We start from the raw sequence: 1664 nt of genomic DNA, 5'->3' as shown, positions 1-1664 counted from the left end.
GAGCTGACAGACGGTGAAATTACCGTTACAGCGTTGGCCACCGACGATGCGGGTAATACCGTTGAAACAACCGATACCTTGGATCTAGACACCAGCGCCGACACCGACGACAACTTCAGTGTGGCTGTGGCCGAAGGCGATGCAGTAACCAACGCCGACGAAGCGGACTCTGTGAGCGTGACCTTGAGTGGCGTGGACGCGGACGCAGAAACGGTTACCGTTACGTTCAGTGATGGCACTAACAACGTGGTTGTGGACGCGACACAAACTGACGGCGTCTGGACTGTGGCGGACGCGGATCTATCTGGGCTGACAGACGGTGAAATTACCGTTACAGCGTTGGCCACCGACGATGCGGGTAATACTGTTGAAACAACCGATACCTTGGACCTAGATACCAGCGCCGACACCGACGACAACTTCACGGTTGCAGTCAGTGACACCGATGCAGTAACCAACGCGGACGAAGCGGACTCTGTGAGCGTGACCTTGAGTGGCGTGGACGATGATGCTGAAACGGTTACCGTTACGTTCAGTGATGGCACCAACAACGTGGTTGTGGATGCGACGAAAGTTGACGGCACCTGGACTGTAGCGGATGCGGATCTATCTGACCTGACAGACGGTGAAATTACCGTTACAGCGTTGGCCACCGACGATGCGGGTAATACCGTTGAAACAACCGATACCTTGGATCTAGACACCAGCGCCGACACCGACGACAACTTCGCCGTGACTGTTAAGGGCTCTGATGAAGTGACCAACGCGGACGAAGCGAGCACAGTGAGCGTGACCTTGAGTGGCGTAGATGCGGACACCGAGACGGTGAAAGTGACGTTCACGGATGGCACCAACAATGTGGTTGTGGACGCGACACAAACAGACGGCGTCTGGACTGTGGCGGATGCGGATCTATCTGACCTGACAGACGGTGAAATTACCGTTACGGCGTTGGCCACCGACGATGCGGGTAACACCTCTACTACCACCGATACCTTGGATCTAGACACCAGTGCGGATACTGACGAGAACTTCGCCGTAAATGTTGTGACTTCTGATGAAGTAACCAACGCGGACGAAGCGGACTCTGTGAGCGTGACCTTGAGTGGCGTGGACGATGACGCACAAAGCGTGGTCGTGACCTTCAGTGATGGTGATGAAACAACAGCGGATGTCACTGTAAATGCGACGAAAGTTGATGGCGTTTGGACTGTGGCGGATGCGGATCTATCTGACCTGACAGACGGTGAAATTACCGTTACGGCGTTGGCCACCGACGATGCGGGTAATATCGTTGAAACAACCGATACCTTGGATCTAGACACCAGTGCGGATACTGACGAGAACTTCGCCGTAAATGTTGTGACTTCTGATGAAGTAACCAACGCGGACGAAGCGGACTCTGTGAGCGTGACCTTGAGTGGCGTGGACGCGGACGCAGAAACGGTTACCGTTACGTTCAGTGATGGCACTAACAACGTGGTTGTGGACGCGACACAAACTGACGGCGTCTGGACTGTGGCGGACGCGGATCTATCTGGCCTGACAGACGGTGAAATTACCGTTACGGCGTTGGCCACCGACGATGCGGGTAATACTGTTGAAACAGCCGATACCTTGGATCTAGACACCAGTGCGGATACTGACGAGAACTTCGCCGTAAA

The 1664-nt window shown here is 54.6% G+C and carries 1 protein-coding gene; it reads left to right on the top strand.

Annotated elements, in window-relative coordinates:
* Positions 1–1664, top strand: a 1664-nt coding sequence (locus DFP81_RS18065) for a beta strand repeat-containing protein (RefSeq protein ID WP_220343053.1), incomplete at both ends; no start/stop codon positions are given.

This window comes from Marinomonas pollencensis (assembly GCF_003387375.1).
Classification (GTDB): Bacteria; Pseudomonadota; Gammaproteobacteria; order Pseudomonadales; family Marinomonadaceae; genus Marinomonas; species Marinomonas pollencensis.
The sequence above is the reverse complement of the archived record's forward strand: the minus strand, read 5'-3'. Positions and strand labels throughout refer to the sequence as shown.